Origin of the sequence: Paenibacillus haidiansis, assembly GCF_036553665.1 — a bacterium.
Classification (GTDB): domain Bacteria; phylum Bacillota; class Bacilli; order Paenibacillales; family Paenibacillaceae; genus Fontibacillus; species Fontibacillus haidiansis.
The window spans coordinates 49,844-68,496 of sequence record NZ_JAZHPZ010000011.1 but is presented as its reverse complement, the minus strand read 5'-3'; the positions used below and the strand labels follow the sequence as shown (position 1 = coordinate 68,496).

General features: G+C 55.5%; 21 protein-coding genes. All 21 read right to left on the bottom strand.

Translation table 11 applies throughout. From position 1 onward, the window contains the following. Nucleotides 1–84: 84 nt before the first annotated feature. Complete coding sequence (locus V3851_RS19115) at nt 85–537, bottom strand: hypothetical protein (protein WP_331848158.1); 453 nt, start codon at nt 535–537, stop codon at nt 85–87. A 161-nt stretch (nt 538–698) separates the two neighbouring features. Further along, the gene (locus tag V3851_RS19110; RefSeq protein ID WP_331848157.1) at nt 699–1,154 is read right to left on the bottom strand and encodes a hypothetical protein; all 456 of its coding nucleotides are present in this window, start codon (nt 1,152–1,154) and stop codon (nt 699–701) included. 122 nt (nt 1,155–1,276) lie between these two features. Further along, the gene (locus V3851_RS19105; RefSeq protein ID WP_331848156.1) at nt 1,277–1,999 is read right to left on the bottom strand and encodes a glycosyltransferase; all 723 of its coding nucleotides are present in this window, start codon (nt 1,997–1,999) and stop codon (nt 1,277–1,279) included. After that, nucleotides 1,999–2,934 (bottom strand): NAD-dependent epimerase/dehydratase family protein, encoded by a 936-nt coding sequence (locus V3851_RS19100; protein ID WP_331848155.1) that lies wholly within the window; start codon nt 2,932–2,934, stop codon nt 1,999–2,001. The genes V3851_RS19105 and V3851_RS19100 overlap by 1 nt, the downstream gene beginning before the upstream one ends. Next, a complete protein-coding gene (locus tag V3851_RS19095; RefSeq protein ID WP_331848154.1) occupies nt 2,898–3,743 on the bottom strand; it encodes an SDR family oxidoreductase in 846 nt (281 codons plus the stop codon). The genes V3851_RS19100 and V3851_RS19095 overlap by 37 nt, the downstream gene beginning before the upstream one ends. Continuing rightward, complete coding sequence (locus V3851_RS19090) at nt 3,740–4,726, bottom strand: polysaccharide biosynthesis protein (protein WP_331848153.1); 987 nt, start codon at nt 4,724–4,726, stop codon at nt 3,740–3,742. The genes V3851_RS19095 and V3851_RS19090 overlap by 4 nt, the downstream gene beginning before the upstream one ends. Then, complete coding sequence (gene wecB / locus V3851_RS19085; protein WP_331848152.1) at nt 4,719–5,810, bottom strand: non-hydrolyzing UDP-N-acetylglucosamine 2-epimerase; 1,092 nt, start codon at nt 5,808–5,810, stop codon at nt 4,719–4,721. Before wecB ends, V3851_RS19090 begins: the two co-directional genes overlap by 8 nt. A gap of 63 nt (nt 5,811–5,873) precedes the next feature. Next, a complete protein-coding gene (locus tag V3851_RS19080; RefSeq protein ID WP_331848151.1) occupies nt 5,874–7,286 on the bottom strand; it encodes a glycosyltransferase family 4 protein in 1,413 nt (470 codons plus the stop codon). A 95-nt stretch (nt 7,287–7,381) separates the two neighbouring features. Next, entirely contained in the window at nt 7,382–8,524 is a 1,143-nt protein-coding gene (locus V3851_RS19075) for a CgeB family protein (RefSeq protein WP_331848150.1), read from the bottom strand. A gap of 43 nt (nt 8,525–8,567) precedes the next feature. Further along, nucleotides 8,568–9,653, bottom strand: a complete 1,086-nt coding sequence (locus V3851_RS19070) for a CgeB family protein (protein ID WP_331848149.1) — start codon at nt 9,651–9,653, stop codon at nt 8,568–8,570. A 189-nt stretch (nt 9,654–9,842) separates the two neighbouring features. Beyond that, nucleotides 9,843–10,223, bottom strand: coding sequence for a hypothetical protein (locus V3851_RS19065; RefSeq protein WP_331848148.1), 381 nt, complete (start codon nt 10,221–10,223; stop codon nt 9,843–9,845). Beyond that, nucleotides 10,220–10,531: a hypothetical protein gene (locus V3851_RS19060; RefSeq protein ID WP_331848147.1), complete on the bottom strand. Its 312-nt coding sequence runs from the start codon at nt 10,529–10,531 to the stop codon at nt 10,220–10,222. Before V3851_RS19060 ends, V3851_RS19065 begins: the two co-directional genes overlap by 4 nt. Further along, the gene (locus V3851_RS19055) at nt 10,528–10,878 is read right to left on the bottom strand and encodes a restriction endonuclease subunit S (protein WP_331848146.1); all 351 of its coding nucleotides are present in this window, start codon (nt 10,876–10,878) and stop codon (nt 10,528–10,530) included. The genes V3851_RS19060 and V3851_RS19055 overlap by 4 nt, the downstream gene beginning before the upstream one ends. Nucleotides 10,879–10,902: 24 nt before the next feature. Beyond that, a complete protein-coding gene (locus V3851_RS19050) occupies nt 10,903–11,190 on the bottom strand; it encodes a nucleoside-diphosphate sugar epimerase (protein WP_331848145.1) in 288 nt (95 codons plus the stop codon). Between the two features lie 118 nt (nt 11,191–11,308). After that, nucleotides 11,309–12,604, bottom strand: coding sequence for a glycosyltransferase family 2 protein (locus tag V3851_RS19045; RefSeq protein ID WP_331848144.1), 1,296 nt, complete (start codon nt 12,602–12,604; stop codon nt 11,309–11,311). Then, the gene (locus V3851_RS19040) at nt 12,601–13,734 is read right to left on the bottom strand and encodes a GT-D fold domain-containing protein (protein ID WP_331848143.1); all 1,134 of its coding nucleotides are present in this window, start codon (nt 13,732–13,734) and stop codon (nt 12,601–12,603) included. Before V3851_RS19040 ends, V3851_RS19045 begins: the two co-directional genes overlap by 4 nt. A 24-nt stretch (nt 13,735–13,758) precedes the next feature. Next, nucleotides 13,759–14,490: a sugar phosphate nucleotidyltransferase gene (locus V3851_RS19035; RefSeq protein ID WP_331848142.1), complete on the bottom strand. Its 732-nt coding sequence runs from the start codon at nt 14,488–14,490 to the stop codon at nt 13,759–13,761. 28 nt (nt 14,491–14,518) lie between these two features. Next, nucleotides 14,519–15,265 carry a glycosyltransferase family 2 protein gene (locus V3851_RS19030; protein WP_331848141.1) on the bottom strand — a complete coding sequence of 249 codons (747 nt, stop codon included), beginning with the start codon at nt 15,263–15,265 and terminating at the stop codon, nt 14,519–14,521. Further along, on the bottom strand, nt 15,262–16,395 hold the full coding sequence (locus tag V3851_RS19025; protein ID WP_331848140.1) for a glycosyltransferase family 2 protein: 1,134 nt from the start codon (nt 16,393–16,395) through the stop codon (nt 15,262–15,264). The genes V3851_RS19030 and V3851_RS19025 overlap by 4 nt, the downstream gene beginning before the upstream one ends. Nucleotides 16,396–16,399: 4 nt before the next feature. Further along, nucleotides 16,400–17,224 (bottom strand): glycosyltransferase family 2 protein, encoded by an 825-nt coding sequence (locus V3851_RS19020; protein ID WP_414859334.1) that lies wholly within the window; start codon nt 17,222–17,224, stop codon nt 16,400–16,402. Between the two features lie 171 nt (nt 17,225–17,395). Continuing rightward, nucleotides 17,396–18,544: a glycosyltransferase family 4 protein gene (locus tag V3851_RS19015; protein ID WP_331848139.1), complete on the bottom strand. Its 1,149-nt coding sequence runs from the start codon at nt 18,542–18,544 to the stop codon at nt 17,396–17,398. Between the last annotated feature and the right edge of the window lie 109 nt (nt 18,545–18,653).

Below are 18,653 nucleotides of genomic sequence, written 5' to 3'. Positions count from 1 at the left end.
CGAACATTCCTTTATACGAAAAAAGGCAATAGTATAATAACTGCGAAATAGAGGGCAATGCGTGCTGAGCAGAGTTAGTGTTCTTTAGATAACCGGGGCCGGCGTATCGGAATAAGCCGTGACCTGGAAGCTTTCCGGTCCGACCCGGGTCGGAATGACGGCAAGTCCGGCGGGAATGCTGACAAACGCCTCATAGGTGATGGAGTCGGCCGCCGGCGGAACATCGATCCCGCTGATCGTGAACACATCCGTCGTCAACAGCAGCGTCCCTATCGGAAGGGACGTGGTGGCCGTATAAACCGTTGTCGCCACGGCACCGATCGTTCTGACAATCGTAATGGTGACCGGGGCGAGAATTGTGATCGTTGCGGACAAAGTGACTGTTGCGCTGAAATGTACTTGCAGAGTTGTTCCGGCTCCCGAAGTGTCCAAAACGACGGAACCGAACAACGCCGGCGTGGTCGAAGCCGGAATCGAGATCGATCCCGCAGTCGCCGCATTCTGATCTTCCTGGCTGTCTACCAAAAAGTTCGGCATGTTTGATCTACCTCCTTTCTAATTCTATGCTATGCCGCATACTAGATTCGGCTTGGACGAATCCTCGTAAAATATGAAAAAAGGCGGCTGCAAATAGACTTCAAGCTTACCGGTAAAAGACACCGCCAGGACACAAAGTCCCGGCGGTGTACTCCGGTGGATCAAACTTCGTCGGCGAGCGGAGCGTCGGAGTAAGCTACGGCTTGCAAGCTTTCCGGTCCGACCCGGTTCGGGATGACGGCCAGGCCTGCGGGAATGCTGACAAAAGACTGGTAAATGATGAAATCGGCTGCCGGCGGTACATCGATGCCGCTTATCGTAAAGACATCCGTGGTCAACAGAGCTCCCCCAATCGGAAGGCTCTCGGTAGCCGTATAGATCGTTGTCGAGACTCCGTTAATAATTCTGACGACCGTGATGGTGACCGGAACGAGAACGGATACGAGGGAACTCAAGGTGACCGTCGCGCTGAAATGAACATGCAGATTGGGTCCGGCATCGGCCGTATTCAATCCCAGAGTCCCGAACAGCGCCGGCGTTGTCGTCGCCGGAACCGAGAAGATGTTGGCAAAGGATGCGCCCTGGGATACCTGGCTGTCTACCAAAAAGTTTGGCATTGTTCATCCACCTCCTTTCTAATCCTATTCTATGCCGCTTGCTAGAATCGGCATGGACAAATACTCGGATTATATGAAAAGAGGCGTTAGTAGATAGACCGTTCTCTATGAAAGTTTGTGTCTTACATATTGGTTCTCGCTAGAATCTCCAACATGAATCCTCTCCCCCGGCTCTGTGTTTGCTCGTATTCCACTTGAATCTTCTCCTGATGCCGCAGGGTTCCCATCCCTTCATGCCACCGGTATGCGGTCAAAGTAGCGTTCAGAAACGGAAAGTGGGCCCCGCTGCGGATGGCCCGGAACCAGAAGTCCAAATCATGAGTATAGGGAAGGTTTTCGTCAAATAAGCCGACGGTCTGGAACAGCTCCTTCTTGATCATCACGGTGCATCCGTTGACCGGATTCGCGTTCAAAAAGCAGCGATAGAAATCAACCGGGTTCGTCACAACCGAGAGGGGAGCGACATCATATTGCGTAACATTGCCGCCGCTGTCGATATAGTTGAAATTCGTATGGGATATACGGGCATGCTGTTCCATCATAAACGACACTTGACGGTTGATCTTGTCGGGGTAAAACAAGTCGTCGGAGCTGAGCCAGGCGATGTATTCGCCGGCGGCATTTCTGATTCCGTGGTTAAGCGCGGAGGCGGTGCCTCCGTTCGCTTTTCCTAGGTAATTGATATAAGGAAGGTAGGGAGCAAGCCGTTCGGCATGCCGGGTGGACCCGTCGTCGACGACGATGACTTCGATCGGACTGTACGTTTGATTAAGAGCGCTCTGTACCGCCTGATCGATATAGGAACAGTTATAGAAAGGAATAATAATCGAAACTATCGGCCGCATCATATCCCTCCTTTCGCAGTTCGGTAATAACGGATTACGTCTTCAAGCGAAGACTTGAGCGGAATGCGCGGAGCCCATCCTATGCCCGTCAAGAACTCGGGCTTCAGGCAATCGACAACGGAATCGGCGGAGCGATTCTCTCCCCATTCTACGGGCAAATTGCTGCCGGCCAGCTGCAGCATGGTCATAGTTACCTCTTCGAGCGTCTGTTCCTCTCCGGAGCATACCTGGTACACTTCGCCGCAGTTTCCCTTGGCGAGCAGAAAACCGTAAGCGCGGACGGCGTCCCGGACATCAAGGAAGTCGCGCCGTTCGTCGCGGGAGGAGACGCGAAAGGGGGAATCCCCCTCTCCTCTCTCCTCCCGAACGATCCGCCGGCCGAGCAAGGAGCAGAACCCGGTGGAGCGGCCCGGTCCGATCAGGTTGGACGGCTCCGCCAGCATGACATCCTGACCGAATAGTTCTTTCCAGGAAAGCGCGGCGATTTTCTGCAAGCTTTTGCTTAAGCCGTACGGATGATGCGGACGATAAAACGACGCTCCCGGACGAAAAGATAGACGCGATCCTACGATGAGCGCTCGGCAGGCCGGAAAGGCCCGGAGCGCATCCAGCAGGTAAAGCAGCGACAGAACATTGGACTCCATGTATAGGAGCGGATTATCCCACGACTCGGGTACGGAATTTTTGCCCCCCAAGTGCAGCACATAATCCGGAGCGATCTCCTTGACGACGGCCTTAACCTGTTCGGGGGCAAGCAAATCGCAGGAATGGTATTTAGCCCCGGAGACTTCCCGGTCCGAGGAAGCATCCCGGACGACCGCGGCCACACGCATGCCTATGGATGAGAAATACCGGCAGGCGTGCACGCCGGTGAAACCGCCGGCTCCCGTGATGAGGATTACTTTGCCTCGTAATTTTTTCTTTCGTTCATCCATCTCTTTAACTCCTCCAGCATCTCACGATAATTCGGCACTGCATAATGCCAATCGCTGCGGGTAGAGATTAACGTCCGGTCCTGATGGGGCTCCTCGCTGGGAATGACCGTAATATGTTCAAGCCCCCATATTTCCTGCATCATCAGCAGCAGATCATGCTTGCAGACCGCCGGCTCATGGGAGAGATGGATCAGCCCGGACAAGGGCGAATCCATCAGAGTATCTATGGCCTTGGCCAGCTCCAGCGTGGTCACGCCGTTCCACATGACATTTTTATATCCGGAAACTTCACCGCTGCTGTTCATAAACCAGTTCATCAGCCCGATACCGCCACCGCGGATCTCCGGGCCGATGATCGACGTGCGGATGGTTACATGCCCGGGGGCATGTACCTCTCCGAGAGCTTTCGTCACTGCGTAGACGCTCGTGCCGTCCGGCTCGTCGTCCTCGCGGTAACTCCCTTTCGTTCCTTCGAATACGCAGTCCGTGCTGATATGAATCAGCCGCGCCCCGACCGTATCCGCGACGCGCTGCAGCCGATGCGGAAGAAACCCGTTGATATGATAAGCGTTGATTTTGTCCGCCGCCGCAAATTGGTTCAGCACCCCGACCGCATTGATGACGATATCCGGCCGGACGATCTCCACGACCTTTTCGACCAAGAAGCTGTCCGCAGCGTCAAGGAAGAGGCCTTCCGGATCACGGGGGTCCCGGCTCGTATAGAACACATGGTGGCGGCCATGCCGTCTGAAATAATCGACCAGTACATGGCCGGCCATGCCATTCCCCCCCAGGATAAGCAGCTTCATGACAGGAACCCCCCGCGCCGTAAAATGTTGCGGATCTCCTCTTTCGACATCAGATTGTGGGCCGAACTGAAGCTGCTGAACGAGACCGGCGGGCAATGGCGGTAGCGTTCCTTAAGATTCGGAATATTGAGCGTCGGCAAAATGACGAGGTATTGCTCGTCATAAACGACGGTAGTCAAGCTTTCAAAATCGCTCATGAGAATCTCATGGATTTTCTCTCCGGGACGAATTCCGCTCTCGACGATTTTAACGTCCTGGATTCCCGAATCCTCGATCAGCACATCCGCAAGATCGACGATTCGGCAGGTCGGCATCGTCATGACGAAAATTTCCCCGCCCACGCTTTCGACCGAGGCCTTAAACAACAGCGAAATCGCGTCGCGCAAGGTCAGGAAGAAGCGGGTCATGTTGAAATCGGTGATCGTGACCTGATTTTTCTGCCGGATTTGATCCTTGAACAGATGGACCACGCTGCCGTTGGTTCCGAGCACGTTTCCGCCGCGCACCGTCACAAACCGGGTGTCGCTGTGGAGCAGATTCGCATATACAATCAGCTTCTCGCCGATCGCCTTGGTCATCCCGTAGAAATTCGACGGGTTGGCCGCCTTATCCGTAGAGATATAGATAACTTTTTCCACCTTGTTGGCAATGGCCGCTTCGATCACGTTTTGCGTTCCGATCACATTGGTCTTTAAGGCTTCGTACGGTTGATCCTCGCAGACGGGAACATGCTTCAACGCCGCGAGATGGAACACGTAATCCACCCCTTGGCACGCTGCCGTTAAAGCCTCCTTGTCGCGGATATCCCCGATGCAAAATTTCAGCCGGTCATCCTCGAACTGGCGGCTCATCGCGACTTGGGAGGATTCGTTCCGGGAATAGATGATAACCTCCCTCGGCTGTTGCGGCAGTAGTTGCGCGACCAATTCGTGTCCCCAAGAACCGGTTCCGCCGGTTACCAAAATTCGTTTATTTTCAAACATGCCGTTTCCCTCCAAGCAGAAATTTAACGACCTTCTCCGAAACGCGGTCCGCCAGGTAGCCTTCCGGACATTCCCAATCGCGGCTCAGCCCGGTCATCAGAAGGGTCGAATGAAGAATGCTGTCGCTATCGAGCCCGGACACGATATTGCTTCCGCAGTCCACCGTCTCGGGACGCTCGGTCGTCTTGCGCAGCGTCACCGTCGGAACATGCATGATGCAGCATTCTTCCTGTACGGTACCGCTGTCTGTCAAAGCACAGCATGCTTGACGTTCCAGTTGGACAAAATCAAAAAATCCGAACGGTTCATGGAACTCGACGAGCGGATGCATCTTCATTTTCAGATCGGTTGCGATTCTCGACTCTGTCCGAGGATGAATGCTGCAAATCAGCCGGCGCCCGTAGGCCTCCGCCACCTTGTTCAATCCTTTCATAATTTCCCGCAAGTGCTCGGGGCGGTCCACATTTTCCGCCCGGTGCGTCGTCACCAGGAAATATTCGCCGCTCGTCAGGTTCAGACGTTCCAGAATGCCACTCGAAGCGATTTCCGGCTCGTAATGCTTCATCACTTCATAAATCGGATTGCCCGTAAGCACGATATTGCGGCTCGGAATGCCTTCGGCGAGCAGATGACTTTTGCTCTGTGCCGTGTAAGGCATATTAATGGAAGAGACGGCATCGATGATTTTCCGGTTCTTCTCTTCCGGTACATCGAGATCGAAACAGCGGTTTCCGGCCTCCATATGAATGACGGGAATCCCCATCCGCTCCGCCAGAATGGCGCATAGGGCACTGTTGGTATCCCCCAGCAGCAGCACCCGGTCAGGACGCTCCTGCTCCAAGATCGATTCCACTTGGGAAAACATCGCCGCCAGTTGTCCGCCTAACGAAGCCTGGCGATCCTGCAAAACATAGTCGGGCGTCCGAAGCCTCAGCTGCTCAAAAAAGATCCCGCTCAGGCTCGCCGTGAAGTTTTGCCCCGTATGAACCAAAATGTGTTTATCCGCATACCGGTCCAGCAAAGGAATAATCAAGCTTAAGCGAATGATTTCCGGCCTTGTTCCCAGGATTGTCATTACTTTCACGCTGGTTCCCACCCCCTGATGCAAGAATAGTTTCCTTTGCGATTCTTCCAGATTGGAGCCGGGCTACCGCGCCCGTTTACGGGCGCGGCCACTGCCCCGCCGGCTTCTTTTCCGGCCGCTTCGTTTCCTTGCACGAATCGGCCGTCTTTTTCTCCTTAGCGAAGCTCGGCGCTTCAGTTTATGACCAGCCCGCCTTAGGCTTCTCGTTCTTCTATGCCCGCGCGCTCCCCTCGGAAGCGCCGGAGCCGCAGGAATAGCGCCTTCGCTCGCCTCCGGAGGCGAGTACAATGCTTCCTCGATCGGCACGAGGCTTCCCGAAAGCGAAAAGATATAGCCTAAGATGATTAGCAGCCTGTTCTCGTAAGCCTCCGATCCAAAAATCGCTTCCACGCGCTTCTGATTTTCATAACCAATAACTTCCAAAGTATCCGGCGTCTCGATCAGTTCGGAAATTTTGGCCTGCAGCCCCTCTTTATCCCCTGTCGGAACCAGAAAACGCTCATTGCCGGTAAATTGCAATATCTCTCTCAGCCCGCCTGAGGCGTAAGCTACCACCGGCTTGCCGAAGATCATCGCTTCCATGGCCGTCATGCCGAATCCTTCGCTTAACAGGCTCGGAATGACGACAATGTCCATGGCGCAATAGGCGGCTTCGATGTTCTCCTCGTATTCAACGAAAATAAATTGGCTGTTCCGGCCGGAATCAATGAGCTTCCTCTTGAGCGACTGGTAGTAAACCCGGTCCACTTCGCCGCCGATCACTACGAATCGCAAGCCGTGGTTTTGTTTCGCCAGCGTTATGGCCGATTCTATAAAGTGATCGGCACCCTTCTCGGCGATCAGGAAGGACGAGATGTAGCCGATCACCTTCGCATCGGCGCCGATCCCCCATTCCTTGCGCTTGGACTGGCGAAGCTGGGACCAGAGTTCGGGCCGAAATTCCTCGGCTTCCCAAGACGGATAGAGCAGACTGACTTTATTTTCCGCCGGGTGGCCGCGGAAAGGAGTTACGGCCGTTTCGGAAATCCCCACGATCCAGTCGCTGTATCTGTCGATAATTGCCACCGAGCTGGCCGCATAGGGAGTCGGCTGAATAATCTCCGTGACGTGCCACACCACCGGGATTCCGAGGGATTTGGCCGCGAATGCCGGAATGATGTTTACGCTCGTATTGACGAATACATAATCGGGACGTTCCTCAGCCAACATAGCGGCCATTTCGGCCGTAGCCGCATGACTCTTCAGCTTTTGGGCGTCCTTGTTTAAATTTTCATTGGGGGCACACATGGTATAGAGCAGCGGAGCTTCCTTGAGGATCGTGCGTATCCCGCATTTTCGCGCCAATTTGGTCAACTTTCCATCCTGGGGGGCGACGATGATGCACTCAAAATGGCGGGACAGCTTCTTGGCGAGAAAAAACAGCAATTTCTCCGCCCCCGTTATGCTCCGGGTATTGCACACATGCGAAAAAAGCATCAGCTTTTTTCCTTCCGACATCATCGATCACCTCAGAATCGTTTTGGGGAAGCCCCTTCCCTTTGGCCTGCATTTCCGTTTCTTCCGGGCAGAAATCAGCCAAAAATGACGCGGAGCAGCTCGTCAATCCGGTTGCTGTACATATGATCCCGATATGTTCGCTGCAGGGCGCGGAACACGATTTCCTGTCTTTCTTTTTCGTGAGTCAGGTAGAAGTCGATTTTCCCGATCAGTTCCTCCGCGGTCGTAAATGTTTCAATCTCCATCCCCGGCGTGTAGAAGGAAGCCAGGTCGCCGCGGGCATCGACCAGTTGCAGCGTGCCGCTTGCGGCGATTTCGAAGGTCCGCGGATTGGGCGATACGCCGGTAATGCCGGCCGAGTTTTTGTTTGCCGTTTCTTCGAAGGGAGAGCGGTGCAGATTGATTATGATCTTCGTGCTGCCGTATACCTCCGCCGTTTCCGCCGGTCCCATCCATTTGCCAAGATCGATCCGGTCGGTATAGGCCGGATATTCGGGAAGGCGATCCCACCAAATTCCGTTGATAGTGAGCCCCCGGTTCATGAGCTGCCCGATAATCGGTTGAAAAAATTGCACCCGGTTCCAATAAGCCGAGCCGATGAATCCGACGGTTCTGCGCACGGGAGCCTGAGTGACCGTAGGACGGTAATGCTCCGGATACGCCGCAAAGGGCAGATAATGAACATTGGCGCAGCCGAGCGAGCGGTAAAGATCGATGCAGTTCCGCTCCAGCGTAAATACGTAATCATAATGCGGAACCATCGTCATCGTGATATCCGTGTAGTACGGATCGTCCGTCAACCAGACGGCCGTCCGGGTTCCGCCCGCGCGTACGGCGTCGACTTGCTCCAGAGGCAGATCCATCCCGTCCAGTACAAGCAACAGGTCAGGGCGTGTCGAAGCCGCCAGTTCGGCGAGCGGTACTCCCGGTTCACAGATAATGGTTTCCGCGGTCATCTGGCGCAGGGTCGCGATGACCGCCTCGTCAATCGGCGAGTAAGGAAACCCTTTGCCGGATCCCACATACAAAACCCGGACTTGCCGCGCCGGAAATTGGGGTCTTGGGGCCCCGGCGATCACCTTGGACCGGCCGCGCAAGTATCCTTCGTAAAATCCGTCCCTCAACCCTTCCTCCCGGCCTTTCAGCGCTGAAGGATGTCCTCCCGCCCCTCCTCCGTCCGGGGAATAGGCAATCTCCGGTATGCCATTTGTGATCATCTCGTCACTCCTCCAAATCATGTTGGCGTTTTGATCCGCGGCTTCATACGGCGTCAAGGAGACGGCCTACGCGGTCTAGGAAGTTGTGATATTTTCTTGTGGTCCAAAGCGATCTCCAGGCAATAGCCAACCGCTTTTCTTCATGCTGCAGGTAATAATCGATCTTGGCCTGCAACTCCTCGACATTCATAAAGGTCTCAATGTCGTATCCGGGCCGGTAATAAGAAAACAAATCCTGACGGATATCCGTAATTTGCAGAGTGCCGCATCCGCTGATTTCATACGTCCGGGGATTGATCGAAGCGCCAGACACGTTGTGGCTGTTCTTGTTGTCGTATCCGGCCGTGGTCGGCCGGTGGATGTTGATCACGATTTTCGCTCCGTTATAGTAAGACACGGTCTCCTCGACGGGAATCCAACCGTGGCGAATGAACGGAGACAGCTCCTCGTATTTTTGCAGGCGGTCCCAATGACCTCCGGCAATCAATACCTTTTTGTCCTGCAGAAAAGGGGCTAGACGGTCGAATAATTCCGCTCTGTTCCAAAAGGCGTTGCCGATAAAGCAAATGTCGTACCGGTATTCCGGCGGAGTCTTCAATGGGCGGAACAGATTCGGATCCGCGGCCAGCGGCAAATAATGAACCTGGCGGCATCCCGCTTCCCGGTAGAGGGGCACGCACTCCAGCTCGTGGGTAAAGACCGCGTCGTAATACTGGGATAACCGGACGGTGTCCTCCGTGAAATAAGGATCGTCCACGAACCAGACCGCGGTACGAATACCCATTTGCCGGATCTGCACGATCTGATCCCCGTGGTCTTCCGGAAATACATGCAAGGCGTTCATGACGAGCACGAGATCGGGACGAAATTCGGCCGCGGCCTGCAGCATTGTTTCCGGCGAAGCTGTACGGCATTCCGCCGTCAAGGTCCGAAGCGCGTCGGATACGCCGCCGTCGATCGCATCGAATCCTTGAGGTACGTAAAGTACACGGAGCTTGCGCTTTGAAACGGAAGAAGCCGGAATGCGGTCCAGAACAGCTTGGCATCCACCGTAGCGATACCCCTCGTCGTATCCGGCCTTGAAGTCTCCGCCGGATCTCACATCCATCTCACTGTTCAAGGCATTCATCCTATCTTTTTGTGGTTTTCCTAAAGTCCCTATAAATATATGCTCAGCGGACACATGCATCATGGACGACTACCCGGGAGCCTGATAAATTGGCGAATGCCTTAAAGCCGCCGTTGAAAACAAAAAAACTTCCATCCCCTCATGGGATGGAAGTCTCTGAATATTATAGTAGATTCAATCTCTCGGTTATTAAGCGCGCTCTTTGTAGGCCAGCTTATGCCCGTCCTCGAATCCTTTGGCAAATCCGGTATTGAAGCCTTCCTGATATGCATTATTGTAGGCTTGCTCGTAAACGGCCGGATCTTCCGGGATCGGCTCGGGAGCTTCAACCGCCACCGGTTCAGCCGGCTGCTGCGGTTGCGGCGGGTCGGGAATCGGGAGAGGCTCCAATACGGGAACGGGTACCTGTGCCTGACGAAGTCCCGATCTCCGCCGCTGATATCTTTTGCGGGCTCGTTTAGTCCCAAGCCGGCGGCCCCGCCGCAAATACACTTTGCGCTTTCGCGGGCGGACTCTGCCGATCTTTTTGGATTTAAGCCGGCGGCTCCGCCGGGTTTTAGTCAATGTCATCGGTTAAGATCCTCCTGTTCTCCTCGGGCGGCGTCAATTGCCGGATAGCACGACTTCATGATCCAGGGCGATGAAGGAGTTCCGTAATGTACGCGATGAACGGAGATTCCGCACACGGTCCGTGCGATCGCGTCTTGATATTTCGACAGAACGGTAATATTTTCAGCAAGATGACGGGCCGTTGCCCCGGAATGACCGGACACATCGGCCAAACTGTCCAAAATGCGCGCCATTGCCATCTGGCTTTTCGCAATCGATTCAATCAGCTTTAATTTGGCTGTCTCCACGGCTTGCAGTTCGGGAGTCATTTGTCGGAATCCTCCAGGTCAAAGCCTCCGCCGAACATGTCGCCAAAGTCTCCGTCATCACCTCCAGAATCCTCGCTTTCCGGCGGAAGCAGGGTTTTCAGATTGCTGCACAGCCCGTTTTGCAGCTTGGTCAGCCCCTCTACCAGCTCCACCAGTTGTTCATGAACATCCAGCGGCTCGGATAGCTGCTTTTCATGATCGTCAAAGCTTTCCGCATGGATATGGTTCAGGATCCAGTTCCGTCCCTTTTCCGCTTCCACCGCCTTGGCCTCAAGAATCAAGGCGACATTCCACTGGATTTTCACGGCAGCATCCAATATTTCCATATATGCCTGTTCTCTGCTCATGTCCATCTCCCCGCTGTCCCTAGCCTACTCTTCATCCAGGCCTCTCATTTCCTTCACCACATACCCTAAGTTCTCAGCCATAGCCTCCTGAAGGTCAGCGATGGCATTTAGATAAGAAATCACGCTTTTGTTGACGCGGCCCGTATTTGCCAGCAGACCGGACGTCCCCTCGAACGCGGGCTCTTGATCCGGAATGGCATGAACGATCTGGGCCATGCGGACGGCGACCTGCCGCTCGGCATCCATCACCCGCGCCATTTGCTGATGGGAATGGGACATATGAACAATAATTTCTGTAATTTTCTGCTCCATCCTGATTCCTCCAAGCTCATTTAGGATTAACCCGCAAAGAGCGGCAGCCGGCCACGGGTATGATCCTGTTTCCAGCATATGCACCATGGAACTATGCCGTTCCTCACGATACGGCTGTTCATAAATCTTCCGAAAGAATCCGGACGGGCGGCAGGATCGGCAGTCCCTCCGGGAGCTCCGCATGCTCGGCGAGCGCATTTTCATACTCCGGATACGAATAACACCAGGCCCGGCAAGTATATTTTGAAATCAAATATCTGCGCTCGCCCCGATCGGTCAAATACAATTGTCCCGCGGCATCCCGGTATATTGTTTCCACGTCGTCCTTTCGGCGTTTCATCGCGGTCAGCTCCTGCGAGGCCGTGATTTCCGGTCCGGTGGGAAACTGCACCAGATCGACAACCGACAAGCGAACGGCTTCATTTCTAATATCATCGGTTACAAGCTGCCAGGCGACGGGATACTTCATGCCGTAGGCCATTCGATACACCCGGCCGTTGCAGTTTTGAACCCAGCGCTCCGGCGGGAAAAAATCCGCCATCCTGCGCGATCCGGCGGAAGCCCGGAATTGCGACTTCATCCGCTGAAGAGCTTCGTGGGGCGAACCCCATTTGTCGGTAAAAAAGTTCTCATTCCGGCTGTTAGTCTCGAAAAAGCCCTGAGGGCCCAGCCCCTTCATCGTAACGCTTCCGTAATGGTGGACGAACGTATCCCCGGCAATTTTCAGCCGCTTCCCCTGAAAACGCAGCCGGACCATCCAGTCGTCGTCTTCAAAATTTCCGATTTCGTACCCTTCGTCTAAATAACCAGTCTCTTCAAATGTCTTGCGCGAGAACAGCAGACAGAATCCGACCAAACGATCGGTATCCCACCATTTGGAGGGATCCTTCCGGTTATAGGCAGCCGCAAATTCCCGCATTCCCCGAATATCGGCGTACGGCACCTGAATTTGCTGCTCGCCGCCGATGTAATTGGTCACCGGCCCGACGGCAGCGGCGCCGGGACATTCCTTCAAGCAGGCAAGCATTTGGCTTAACCAGCGCTCCGTCACTAATACGTCATTGTTCAAAAGCAAGAGATAATTGCCCTTCGCCATCATCAGGCCGGTGTTCACCGCCCGCGCAAATCCCAAATTTCGCGGGTGAACCGTGAAACGAAGATTCCCCCTTCGCTGGCGCAGCATTTCCGCCGTTCCGTCCTCCGAGCCGTTGTCGACGACGATCACTTCATAGGGGTGCTCGGTATGAGCCTCGATACTATCGAGGCATTCGCGGAGCATCTCCTTCTTGTTAAAGGTCGGAATGATGATGCTAACCCCTTCAAACCGGTTTCCGAAGGTTGTTTTTCCGGCGGTAAATCCTCTGGAATAGCCCGCTTCATAGCCTCTGCGAAAATCGGCGTTCCCCTCTGTCATGTATACACCTCCCCGTGTCCAATCAGCGCGACCTCTCCCGTCACAAGCTTATCGGCCAGATGGCCGAAATCAAACGCTACTTTCCCCAGTTCCGAGGAGATCCGCGGGCAAATGATGACTGCCGCGACCCCGGCGGCAACCAGGGCCAGATCAAAATCGACCGCCCTTACGCGCTCCATAACGGAATCCACATCGGCTATCCCGTTGACCGGAGAAATCACCCCGGCGACGGTGTACCCTCCGCCGGCAAGCCAGCCGGCCAGACTAGGCGCGGCATTACCGATCAGAAGCAGCCGGTTCTCCTTCAACAGCTTATGGAGCAAGCCCGCTTCATTCAACGCGTAGTTGATGGTCGATGTCGTCAAGCGGAGCTTCGATATCTCCATTCCGTAATGCCTTAAAACAGGGAATAGCAATCCCTGAAAAGACGGGTGCCGCGATTCCGGAACGCCTACAAGATCGGCCATGCGCAGGGAAGCGGCCAAAGCTTCCCTGGCCGCCGGATTGGGCAACTGGACGCCGGCATAAGGCAGGAACGGCCCTTTATGCAGAGCCTGATCCCAAGGAAGAAACGTGTCATGGGCCAGTGTCAGCAATTCGCCGTCCCCCACCCGAACCAGCGAAAAGGGTTTCTTTTGCGCGAGCGCATTGGATATCGTTTTGTACACGTCGGCCGGAGTCATCAAAGGAACCAGGGAAGCCGATAGAACCCCCAGGCCGGCGCGGATCACATCGTCCAGCGTCAAATAAGGAAGAAGCGTAAAGCGGGGAATCATTCTTCCCAGCCTTGCTTCACCGCCTTCAAATATGCCTTGACGGTAACCCTCCTCGAAAATCGCCGCTTTCTCCAGCTCCGATATTTGAAACGCGTCCGGCAGACCGGCGGCTCCCGGCAAGCCGGATTCCGCTTCGCTTCCGGTTTCGGTTTCCGTTTCGCTTCTGCTTTCCGCAACCGCTTCGTCATCGGTTTCCGTCACCATTTCATTCTCCGCAGGTGCGGCGCCGCCGGGGTTCTCTCGTCTCCGCCCGGACCGGAGCCGCCTACGCCGTTTTGCCAGGGCCGAATTGGACTTTCGTCCCGGCCGGCGGGAAAATCTTCGTTTTCCTCCCCTTTTCCATCTGGCCGGCATACCGCATATCTCCCCTCTCCCAGCTTAAGGAAGTACGCCTTTCATGTGAATCGCGGCCTCCTGCAGCGATTCGAATGTACCGGCATCCCCCCACCACAATTGCAATACGTCGTACTCCAGCTTACCGTCTGCCGCATACAAGTTGTTGACATCGGTAATCTCCAGTTCCCCCCGCGCCGATCGGGTAATGCCTTGAATCAGTCCGAACACCTCGCTATCGTACATATAAATGCCTGTAACGGAATAATTCGATTTCGGCGATTTCGGTTTTTCTTCGATATAAGCGATCAATTCGGGCCGATCAGAGTGAAACACGGGCACTCCGTATCGTCTCGGATCCTTTACCGGCTTGAGCAGTACCCTTGCGGTTCCGGCCGGCTGCAGCCTGAATTTCTCCGCGTATGGAGTCAGATCGTCAAGGAACAAATTGTCCCCCAGCAGCACGACAAACTTTTCGCCGGGATGGATGAACCCGTCAGCGAGCTCAAGCGCCTCGGCGATCCCGCCGGCCGACTCCTGCACCCGGTAAGTCAACTTGACGCCGAAATTTTCTCCGCTGCCGAGAAAATTGGTATACAATCCCGACGATTGCTTCCCGATTACCATGAGAACTTCGGTGATTCCGGCTTGACGCAGCCGTTCAATGCCATAACAGACCATCGGATGACTCCCGACCGGAAGCAAATGTTTATTGATCAGCCGGGTCAGCGGGTATAGACGTGTACCGGTGCCTCCCGCCAAAATCACACCTTTCATAAGCTCCCCTCCCCAAGTAATAGAGCGACTATATTAACTTCCATGGGTCTACACCCCATTTGGCGATAAAAATGTTTCGGTTGCGATCGATCAGATCGTTCCACCCCTGCGGATGCCGGGCTTTGAAGCTGACGCTTCCCGCATGATATACCAGGGTATCCCCGCAAATCAGCAGCTTGTATCCCTCCCGGCGCGCTCTATAGCAGTAATCGTCATCTTCGAAATGACCCGGTGAGAACCGTTCGTCCAGAACACCGACCCGGGTCATGACTTCCCTTTTGATTAACAGGCACATACCGATCAGGCGCTCGGTTTCCTGCCATTTTACCGGATTGGAACGGTTGAATCGCTCCGCGATCGATACGAAATCTTCGTCGTCCCGGTAAAGAAGATTGATTTGCTGCCCGCCGCTGGCATAATTGGTAACCGGACCGACCATTCCTACCCCGGCTTCGCTCCAAAGCGCGATCAGCAAATTGGAAAGCCAGCGCGGCGTCACCTGCACATCGTTATTGAGCAGCAGCGCCTGATCGCCCGACGCCACCGCAAGCCCCCGGTTGCACGCTTCCGGAAATCCTCTGTTTTCTGGCAGGGCGACGAGAATCAGCTTCTCGCGGATGCAGTAGGAATCCGTTCCGTCCGTAGAGCCGTTATCCACGACAATAATCTCGTAAGGAACATCCGTATGGAGGCGGATCGCCTCAACACAGGAAGCCAGCAGATGGAGGCCGTTATGTGTGGGAATGATGATGCTGGTGAGACCGAAATTGCTCAAGGGGCATTCCTCGCTTTCGCAAGCTCGCTCCGGGACAGTCTGGTGGTTTTGAGCCGCGGGCCCTCCGTTTTCATCACTTCACCCAATGCTTCGATATGATCGCCGATAATAAGTCTGGCTACGGCGTTTCCCGTTCCGGTATTTCCGCTGCGGATCCGATTCCCGCGCAGAACATTAACGGAATAGGGGGCGCATACATTCAAGCCGTGCGCCAAGGCGATCGCTTGAGCCTTCGGCGGAACCGCTAACGCCGGGATACCGGTCACAGTCAGCGCCTTCCTCGACAAAGCATGCGGCACCGCCGTTAAAGAGCTGGCCTTCAAGTCCGGCCGGCCTAACGACAGGTTTAGAAAGGATTTGCAGCGCGTCACCTCGTCCTGGCGGGAGAACGGAGGGAGGAACGGGGAGATGTCGTTCAGCACCATATCGGCTCCGTGATCGACCGAGAGAAGAAACGGGGCCAGTTCTTCGGCCGGCAGCGGTATATCTCCGTCCGTAAAAAGAAGGATGTCCCCCGTAGCGACATTCGCTCCGAGCGCGCGGCCGACATCATGGCCAAGCCTGTCGGGAAAGTTCAGCTTGACGATCCGCCGGTCCTTCGGAACCTTGTCAAAGCTTTGATCGCTGCAGCCATTCAGCACCACGATGATTTCCCGGAAGGGGAGCCTGAGCAGCTCGGACAGAACCTGCGGCAGGGTCCGCTCCTCATTGCTCGCCGAAACGACGGCCGATGCGGCACCACTCAGCGGAAGCGGAATAAAATTGATTATAGGAAGTGCACCGGAGTTGTAGCCCCTGCTATAGGCGTACGAGCGGCCAAGCACATCCGGGACGGAGACTTGCCGCGCCGATTCGGGCGGAAACCAGACGAGATACGTTTCCTGCATATGGCTTCGCGAGCGCTCCGGCGCTTGAAGGCCGGCGGCCGCGTGGCTTCCCGCCTTTGCCGCCTCATATTCGCCAGTATCCTTCGGCTGTTCGACGTTTTGGGGTTGAACTTCGTTTACGGGGGCCCGTTTCGGGAGTAACCGGGAATGGGAAATAACCCGGTTCCGGCCCATTAATCGCCCCCGTTTGTATCGGCGGCTGCGAATGCTCGCCTGCGGCCGCCGTGATTTCAAGCGGTTCATTTCATCACCTTACCTTATCGCGCAATCGTCCCAGATCTTCGTAGCCACCGCGGTCCCCCCGCTGCGCGATCAGCCACTGAGTGGCTTCCAAATGATCTCCGACAACGAGCGATGCCAGCGGATCGCTGCGGCCTTTTTTCCGCCGCGGCGGATTGATCTTGCCGACGGGAACCGTATGAACCGCCTGGATATTCCATCCCCGGACTATCGCCATCGTTTGCGCCAGCGGGGGAATTTCCAAGGCGCCGGGGCCGATATTCTCCAGCACCCGGCGGCTGAGCGCATGCGGAACCGCCGTCAACGAAGCTCCTTGCAGATCGGGACGGGACAGCCAGGCATTCAGCACATGCTTGGCGAGGACGACCGGATGGGCTTCCTGCTTGCCTACCGGTCCGGTGTAGCCGTTCAGCGCCACATCGACGCCGCTGCATACCGCCTCCACAAAAGGTCTCAGCTCTTTGGCCGGGATAACCATATCCGCATCGATAAACAGCAGGACTGTGCCTTTCGCGGCTTGCGCCCCAAGGCGCCGGCCCACATCATGTCCAAGCGGCTCCGCGGCGTAAAGCACCCGCGCTCCCAGCCTGGCGGCGATCTTCGGCGTACCGTCGGCCGAACCGTTCGCCACCACAATCGTCTCGCTGCGCGGATGCACCCGGCCGGCTTCGCGCAGCACGGCCGGAAGCGAAATTCTTTCATTCATAGCTGGAATAATGATGGAAACCAAAGGACTCGGGTGGTTATTGATCCGCTTCACCGCCTTTTTGGGAGCGGTTCGCTTTCTATTGAAACGGGTGCCGGGTTTGCTCTTAGGAATCAAGCCTGCCACCTCCCAAGTTTCCTGAATATACTGAGCATCTACCTCAGTGTATGTCGCTTTTGGGGGGGTTGCAACGGCAAACGTACAGCCCCGTTTCCTTCCGCGGACATAATAAATAGCGCGGCAGCCAACGCTCCGCGCTATACGAAACTTTGTGAAATTCATAGCTTTACAGTCGGCTCAGCCCTCTTTGATCAGGCTGACCCATCTATCCGCGGTATGCTGCCAGCGAAATTTGCCGCGGGCCATATCGAATCCGGCCTGCCCCATCCTTTTTCGCTCTTCTTCATGCTCCAGCAGATACAGCACCCGAGCCGCCAAATTCCGGCCAAGCTCGTCTTCCGACAAAAGAAAACCCGAGTCCCCGTGCTTCACGATCTCGGGGATCCCTCCCGCTTTTGTGGCGATCACGGGAACGGCGGAGGCCATCGCCTCCACATTGACCAGCCCGAACGCTTCCTCGTCACCGGACGGAACGACAACTACATCGGCCAGGTTATACCAATCCGCCACTTTGGGATACGGAACAAACGGGAGAAATACGACCCGTGCCCCGAAAGGCTTCGCCATTTTCTTCAGGCTTTTCGCGTAACGTGTCTCCCGGTCGTTTCCATAGAAGGCGCTCCCGACAATAAGCAGCATCGCAGCGGGTTCCCGCTGCATGATCTTTTCCCACGCCCTTAGCAGATGGTGCACCCCCTTCGAAGGAAGAAGACGGCCGATGAACAGGACGATCTTCCTGTCCTCCCACCCTAAATCCTTAAGCCTTGCCTGCCGCAGCGACTCGCCGTACGGAGTCCATCTCGGCACGAAATCGTCCAGGCTGACCCCGAGCGGATTCACTGTTATTTTCGTTTTCAAGTCCGGAAATCTCCGGAGCAGCTCCTCCTTTAAAAACAGGCTGTTGACGATCAAACCGTCCACCGAATCGAGCATACGAAACAGCCGGGCTTCCGACATGCGGGGCGTACAGGCGATAAATGTGGTGGAGTGCAGGGTAAGAAAGACCCGGGCGAAAGGCAGCCGGGCTTTGAGGCGGTAGGCGAGCAGCGGGCGGTTATGGACATCCACCGTATCCGGCCGCCATGCCCTAAGATGGCGCAAAATCGAGGGAACATACCGCTTCCCCCCGGGCAAGCGGTAACAAGGAATGCCGCCCACCGACCCGACCGCGGGCAGGCGGATGTCCGCAAGCCCGTATATGCGAATATCCAACTGCTTGGCGGCCAGCGGGGACATTTTCTCCACCACCCGTTCCACCGAGCTGCTTCGCCCGGAAGGAATAACGAACGAACCCGGGGTAACAACCGCCACCTTGGGGACTTCCATAAGCTTGGTTCCTCCTTTATGATCCCGGAGTTTCCTAACGCACCATTTGCTTTTATAAATATACGGAATGTTCACGACAATGGTGACGGATGCCCGGAGCCGGCCGCAA